Origin of the sequence: Marinobacter alkalisoli (assembly GCF_045449855.1) — a bacterium.
In the GTDB taxonomy this organism is placed as follows: Bacteria; Pseudomonadota; Gammaproteobacteria; order Pseudomonadales; family Oleiphilaceae; genus Marinobacter.
The window spans coordinates 1-7,298 of sequence record NZ_JBJJLC010000002.1; the positions used below are offsets into that span (position 1 = coordinate 1).

A 7,298-nucleotide genomic window follows, 5' to 3' on the forward strand; every position below is an offset into this window, starting at 1 on the left:
AAAATCTCGGAGGCCATGGATGGCCGGAGCGAAGCGCACAGGGATGTGCTCGTAGCGGTTTTCTGGAATCGGTCCCCCACAGCCGCCACCCAAGCTAACAAACGTGCACCAATCCAACGAAGGCACGAACTCTCTAGTCAGTAGGAGAACAAAAACATGAAATTCACACCCGAACACAAGGCCCTGAGGAAAACCGTCCGCGATTTCGTCGAGAAAGAGCTCAATCCTCACATCGACGAATGGGAAGAAGCAGGTGAATACCCCATCCACGAGGTCTTCAAGAAGCTGGGTAACCTCGGCCTGCTGGGTATCCACAAGCCGGAAGAGTACGGCGGCATGGGGCTGGATTACAGCTACAACCTGGTAGCGGCGGAAGAATTTGGTCGCGCCCTCTGCGGTGGCGTGCCGCTGTCCATTGGGGTGCAGACCGATATGTGTACCCCCGCCATAGCTCGCTTCGGTTCCGATGAATTGAAACGGGAATTCCTGGCCCCGGCCATCTCAGGTGACATGGTGGGCTGTATCGGCGTCAGCGAGGTTGGTGCCGGCTCTGACGTGGCGGGGATGAAAACCACCGCAAAGAAAGACGGTGATGACTACATCATTAATGGCTCCAAGATGTGGATCACCAACTCGCCCAAGGCTGACTTTATCTGCCTGCTGGCCAACACATCCGACGACAAACCCCACAAGAACAAATCCCTGATTGTGGTGCCAATGAACACTCCTGGCATCAGCTTCAGCAGTCACCTTAACAAGCTGGGCATGCGTTCTTCGGAAACCGCCCAAGTGTTCTTTGACGATGTACGAGTGCCACAACGCAACCGCATTGGCGCAGAAGGCACCGGCTTTATGATGCAGATGATGCAATTCCAGGAAGAACGTATGTGGGCCTCCGCCAACATGATTCTGGCCCTGGAAGGCTGCATCGAGAAGAGTATCGAATACTGCCGCGAGCGCGAGACCTTTGGCCAGCCGCTGATCGACAATCAGGTGATCCATTTCCGCTTTGCCGAGCTGCAAACCGAGATCGAGGCCTTGCGCGCCCTCACCTATGAAGCCTGCGAACTCCACATCAACGGCAAAGACGCGACGCGCCTGGCTTCCATGGCCAAGCTCAAGGCTGGCCGTCTGGGCCGCGAGGTAACCGACAGTTGCCTGCAGTACTGGGGCGGCATGGGTTACATGTGGGACAACCCCCTGTCCCGCGCCTACCGGGATGTTCGCCTGGCGTCCATCGGCGGCGGCGCTGACGAAATCATGCTGGGCATTATATGCAAGATGATGGGAACCCTGCCGGGCAAGCGCCGGGACTGACATTTGGTGCAAGACCGGCAGCGCGGTATCACTGTCCAGGACACGCCCACAAGTACCCCTCCGGGGTCCAGCCTGCAATCACAGATTGCAGGCGTTCGGCTGTCGCATGAAGCTGTGCTTCATAAGCGCTCGGCCTCACCCCTGTAGGGCTCGATTCGGGCCATCCCTGGCCCTCAACGGTCCTGGACAGTGATACCGCGCTGCCGGCCCCAGACTATAGACGTGGAGTCTTAATATGAGCCAGCTACCACACTGCGAAACACTACTTCTGGAACAACAGGGCCCCACCCTGCACGTCACCATCAACCGCCCGGACGTGCGCAACGCCATGAGCCTGCAAATGGTGGCAGAACTGTCGGCGGTATTCGCACAAATCGAAACCGACCTCAGCATCCGCGCCGTGGTCATCCGGGGAGCCGGCGGCCACTTCTGCGCCGGCGGTGACATCAAAGACATGGCCGGCGCCCGTGGACAAAAGGCCGACGACGGCGAAGCCGACCCGTTCTACCGCCTCAACCGGGCGTTCGGCCAGATGATCCAGCAGGTGAACGAATCCTCAAAGGTCGTGATCGCCATCACCGAGGGTGCGGTTATGGGCGGCGGGTTCGGCCTGGCCTGCGTATCAGACTTAGCCATCGCCGGGCCGACCGCCAAATTCGGTATGCCGGAAACCTCCCTCGGCGTTATCCCCGCACAGATTGCACCGTTCGTAGTCGAACGAATCGGCCTGACCCAGGCCCGCCGGTTGGCATTGCTCGGCCTGAGAATCAGCGCAGACGAAGCCTGCACCCTCGGCATTGTGCACCAGGTTGCTGCTTCGGAGGAGCTGATCGACGAATTACTCGGTCAGGCACTCGAGCGCGTTCGTCACTGCGCACCAAAGGCAACGGCAGAAACGAAGGCGTTGCTCCACCGTGTTGGCCACGAATCCATGAGCGGGTTGCTGGACAGCGCCGCAGAGAAATTTGCCGCAGCCATTCGTGGCGATGAGGGCGCTGAAGGAACAATGGCCTTTATGCAAAAACGCCCTCCGAAATGGGCAGGCGACGCCGAATGATCGCGGGAGCACCTGTGCCGGGGGAGTGCCTCCAGAAAATTTCGAAGGCCAGGGATGGCCTGAGAGAAGCGCACATGGATGTGCTCGTAGCGGTTTTCTGGAGGCACTCCCCCGGCATAGGTGCGGACAGGCACCATCACAAGAGACAAGCACCATGTTGAAGAAGCTCCTAATAGCCAACCGAGGCGAAATTGCCGTCCGGGTCATCCGCACCGCCAAAGCCCTGGGATACCGGACCGTAGCCATCTATTCCGAAGCCGACGCCCGCGCCCTTCACGTACATGAGGCCGATGAAGCCGTGTGCGTTGGTGCCGCCCAAGTTAGCGCGTCTTACCTGAATGTCGACGCCATCCTCGAAGCCGCCAGGAAAACCGGCGCCGACTGCATCCACCCCGGCTACGGCTTCCTCTCCGAGAACGCCGGCTTCGCTAACGCCTGCAAAGACGCCGGCCTGATCTTTGTTGGGCCGCCGGCAGACGCCATCGAACTCATGGGCAGCAAACGGCGCTCCAAAATCGCCATGCAGGAAGCCGGTGTGCCCGTCGTCCCCGGATACGAAGGCCCTGTCGAAGGTAACACCGCCAGCGATGACGAACTCATCGGTGCCGCGGCCGACATCGGCTACCCGCTGATGATCAAAGCCTCCGCCGGCGGCGGTGGCCGGGGCATGCGTCTGGTACAAGAAGAAGCAGAACTGACGGACAACATCAAGCGCGCCCGTTCCGAAGCCAAACAGGCCTTCGGCGATGACGAACTGATCCTCGAAAAAGCCGTCATCGAACCCCGCCACGTGGAAATCCAGGTCTTCGCCGACCGCCACGGCAACGCCGTCTACCTCGGCGAACGGGACTGCTCCGTGCAACGTCGCCACCAGAAAGTCGTGGAAGAAGCCCCCTCACCGTTCGTCACCCCGGAACTGCGCCAGGCCATGGGTGAAGCCGCGGTAAAGGCCGCCCTCGCCTGCGGCTACGAAGGCGCCGGCACCGTCGAATTCCTGGTCGACAAGGATCGTAACTTCTATTTCCTGGAAATGAACACCCGCCTGCAAGTGGAACACCCGGTCACCGAACTCATCACCGGACAGGACCTGGTGGCCTGGCAGCTGGCCGTGGCCGAAGGTCAGCCCCTGCCCCTGCAGCAGGAGGAAATCCGGCTCAATGGCCACGCCATCGAAGTGCGACTGTACGCGGAAGATCCCGCCCACGATTTCACCCCGCAAACCGGGCCACTGTATGCCTTCGAACCCGCCGAGGGAGAAGGCCTGCGTTTCGACACCGGGGTGCGCTCCGGCGAAACCATCACGCCCCACTACGACCCCATGCTGGCCAAAGTGATCGCCTGGGGCCAAAACCGCGACGAAGCACGCCGCCGGCTGATTCGTGCCCTGGAAGACACCACTGTGTTCGGGGTCACCACCAACCGCTACTTCCTCAGCCGCATCATCGCCAACGAGAGCTTCGGAGCGGGAGAAGCCACCACCGCCTTCCTGCAACAGGCCTTCCGCGATGATCCGTCACTGGCGCCCTATTCCCCGGGTATCCGCGAACTCGCCCTGGCCGCCTGCGTCCTCGACCATGGCATTTCGGGCCAGAGCACCTGGAGCAATGCACCCGCCACCATGACACCGATGAAGCTGGACACTGGCGAGGAAACCGTCGAGCTTCTGGTGCGAAAAGCCGGAAACACAGTGTCTGTCAGGCATGGCGACAGTCATTACCAACTCGTCCTGGAAAGCCTCGGCGATGGCCTGTTATGCATCATCGACAATGGCGTACGTCACCGTTGCCAATATCACCGCGAGGGGGATTCCCTATATTTACAGGCGTTCGGGCAAGCCTGGTCGGTGCGGGACGTTACCCACCAGCCTGCGGCGGGCGCCAACGGCGTCGGCAGCGGCAAGGTCCAGGCTTCCATGGATGGCGCCATCATTGATGTGCTGGTAACGCCAGGCCAGACCGTCCAGCAGGGCGAAACTCTGGTTATACTGGAAGCCATGAAGATGGAACATCCGGTCAAGGCGGATCGGGATGGTGTGGTCGGCGAGGTGCTTGTCAGCAACGGCGACCAGGTCAAGCGTAGCCAGCTGCTGGTAAACATTAGCGCTGGCGAGGCGACAGAACAGGAGGCCAGCGCATGAACAGCCTGAACAACCGAACGGTTTTTATCACCGGTGGTAGCCGGGGCATCGGCAGGGCCATTGCCCTGGCCTGCGCCAGACAGGGTGCGAACGTCGTGATCGGGGCCAAGTCCGACACACCGCACCCAAAACTACCTGGCACCATTCACAGTGTGGCGGAGGAAATTCGCGCCGCCGGAGGGCAGGCGCTACCGCTGGTGCTGGATGTCCGCGACGAGCAACTGGTACGCCAGCGTGTGGATGAGGCCGGCGAACATTTTGGCGGCATTGATGTGCTGGTGAACAACGCCGGCGCCATTCGGCTGACCGGCGTGGAAAACCTCAAGGCCAGCCGCTACGACCTGATGCATCAGGTCAACGCCCGCGCGGTGTTCGTCTGCAGCCAGGCGGCATTGCCCTGGCTGAAGGCATCGGACAACGCTCATATTCTGAGCCTGTCGCCGCCATTGAATATGGACACCAAGTGGTTCGCCCAGTACGGACCCTACACGACAACAAAGTACGCCATGACCATGCTCAGCATGGGGATGGCAGAGGAATTCAACCGTTACGACATTGCCGTCAACTGTCTGTGGCCCAAAACCCTGATTGCCACGGCGGCCATCGAATATGAAGTGGGTGGACCCGAGATGATGGCGCAGGGCCGCAAGCCAGAGATCATGGCCGATGCCGCGGTCAGCATTCTGAACCGCCCGGGCACCAGCGTGACCGGCCAGGCGCTGATCGACGAAGACGTCCTCAGGGGCGATGGCGTAACCGATTTCGAACAGTACCGATACGCCGCAGGTGACAAGCCGCTGCTACCGGACCTGTTCCTGGATTAGCCCCGGCGGCGAATGGTGTCCCGGGGCATGAATGACAAAATGACAACTCAAAACCCTTACGGATAACACCATGAGTCAAGACAACGTTTCAGCCCGTGACATCGTCCGCAGCATTCCCGGCATTGTCCGCCGCTTCCCTTCCATCGCCAAGGGCTACTATTACTACTCGGTCAAGAACGAAAACAAAGAACTGACCCTCGGCACCCTGTTGGAGCGGAACGCGGAAAAATACCCGTCCCGCCCCGCCATCGCCTATGAAGATCGCGGCGTCACTTGGTCCGAACTCAACGCCTGGGCGAACCGCATCGCCAACTTCCTGCTGGCCCAGGGACTGGTCAAGGGGGAGTCCATCGCCGTGTTCCTGGAAAACCGTCCGGAACTCCTCGCCGTGGTGGCCGGTGCCGCCAAGATCGGCGTGTCCTGTGCCATGCTCAACACCTCCCAGAAAGGCAAGGTGCTGGAACACAGCGTGAACCTGATCAAGCCGCGCATGGTGGTGGTCGGCGAAGAGTTGGTGGAATCGTTCGACGCCGTAAAGGCAGACCTGCTAACCCGGCATCGTACGCCGTTCCTGTTCCTGGCCGACACCAACACCCTGAACATATTCGGCGACGCCCCGGAAGGCTACGTCAACATGGCGGAGAAAGTGAGCGCCCACGGCGGTACCAATCCGGTGCTGAGCAACCCGCCGAAAATGGGTGACACGGCAATTTACCTGTTTACCTCCGGCACCACCGGTCTGCCCAAGGCCGCTCCCGGTAGCCACCGAAAATTCGTGAAAGCCTACGGCGGCTTCGGCCTGATGTCCCTGGCCATGGAACCGGACGATGTTCTCTACTGCACCCTGCCGCTGTATCACGGCACCGCATTGCTGGTGTGCTGGGGCTCCGTACTGGCCGGCGGCTCTTCCATCGCCCTGCGCCGCAAGTTCTCCGCCAGCGCCTTCTGGGACGATGTGCGCCGTTACAACGCCACCACCTTCGGCTATGTCGGCGAGCTCTGCCGCTACCTGCTGAACCAGCCGGCCAGCAAGCAAGACCGCAACCATAACCTGACTAAAATGATCGGCAACGGTCTGCGCCCATCAATCTGGAAGGAGTTCAAGGAACGCTTCGGCATCGAAACCGTGGCGGAACTTTATGCCTCCAGCGAAGGCAACATCGGCTTCTCCAACTTCTTCAACATGGACAACACCGTGGGCTTCTCCACCGCCCCGTACAAACTGGTGAAATTCCACGAAGGCACCCGCGACCCGATCCGCAACGAGAAGGGTTACATGAAGGAGGTTCGCAAGGGCGAACCTGGCCTGCTGATCGGCGAGATTACCAAGAAGTGGTCGTTCGAGGGTTACACCCAGAAAGAAGCCACGGAAAAATCCATCCTCCGCGATGCGTTCAAGAAAGGCGATGCCTGGTTCAACACCGGCGACGTTCTGAAGGAAATTGGCTGTGGCCACCTGCAGTTTGTAGACCGCATGGGGGACACCTTCCGTTGGAAGGGCGAGAACGTATCCACCACGGAGGTGGAGAACATCCTCGACGGCTCCGGCATGGTAGAAGAAGCCATCGTCTACGGCGTGGAGATCCCCAAAACCAACGGTAAGGCCGGTATGGTGACCCTGGTTCCCCAGACCAACGGCAGTGAGTTCGATATCAACAAGCTGTTCGCTTACCTTAAGGAAAACCTGCCCGCTTACGCGATTCCGGTATTCGTGCGCGTGACCCACGCCATCGAGAAAACCGGTACCTTCAAGTACCGCAAGGTGGATATCCAGAAAGCCGGCTATTCCCTCGGCAAACCTGGCGAGGAGGTTTATGCCTGGCTGCCTCGTACGGATGGGTATACGCGGCTTGATGAGAAGCTGGTTTCTGAGATTGATGCAGGGAAGGTTAGTTTCTGACTTTGGAGGGGCCTGCTTCTTTGGGCCCTAGCCTGTTTTTTCTGGGGGGACTGCGCTGGTGGG

The 7,298-nt window shown here is 60.1% G+C and carries 5 protein-coding genes; all 5 read left to right on the forward strand.

Annotated features, from left to right (window positions below; genetic code table 11):
* The first annotated feature begins 156 nt into the window (after nt 1–156).
* The 5 genes from ACJO5Y_RS00055 (at nt 157) to ACJO5Y_RS00075 (ending at nt 7,235) form a co-directional block, all read left to right on the forward strand.
* Entirely contained in the window at nt 157–1,317 is a 1,161-nt protein-coding gene (locus tag ACJO5Y_RS00055) for an acyl-CoA dehydrogenase family protein (RefSeq protein ID WP_406984127.1), read from the forward strand.
* Between the two features lie 235 nt (nt 1,318–1,552).
* Entirely contained in the window at nt 1,553–2,374 is an 822-nt protein-coding gene (locus tag ACJO5Y_RS00060) for an enoyl-CoA hydratase/isomerase family protein (RefSeq protein ID WP_406984129.1), read from the forward strand.
* Between the two features lie 154 nt (nt 2,375–2,528).
* A complete protein-coding gene (locus ACJO5Y_RS00065; protein ID WP_406984130.1) occupies nt 2,529–4,511 on the forward strand; it encodes an acetyl/propionyl/methylcrotonyl-CoA carboxylase subunit alpha in 1,983 nt (660 codons plus the stop codon).
* Nucleotides 4,508–5,335 carry an SDR family oxidoreductase gene (locus ACJO5Y_RS00070; protein WP_406984132.1) on the forward strand — a complete coding sequence of 276 codons (828 nt, stop codon included), beginning with the start codon at nt 4,508–4,510 and terminating at the stop codon, nt 5,333–5,335. The genes ACJO5Y_RS00065 and ACJO5Y_RS00070 overlap by 4 nt, the downstream gene beginning before the upstream one ends.
* 70 nt (nt 5,336–5,405) lie before the next feature.
* Nucleotides 5,406–7,235 (forward strand): long-chain-acyl-CoA synthetase, encoded by a 1,830-nt coding sequence (locus ACJO5Y_RS00075; RefSeq protein ID WP_406984134.1) that lies wholly within the window; start codon nt 5,406–5,408, stop codon nt 7,233–7,235.
* Nucleotides 7,236–7,298 lie beyond the last annotated feature (63 nt).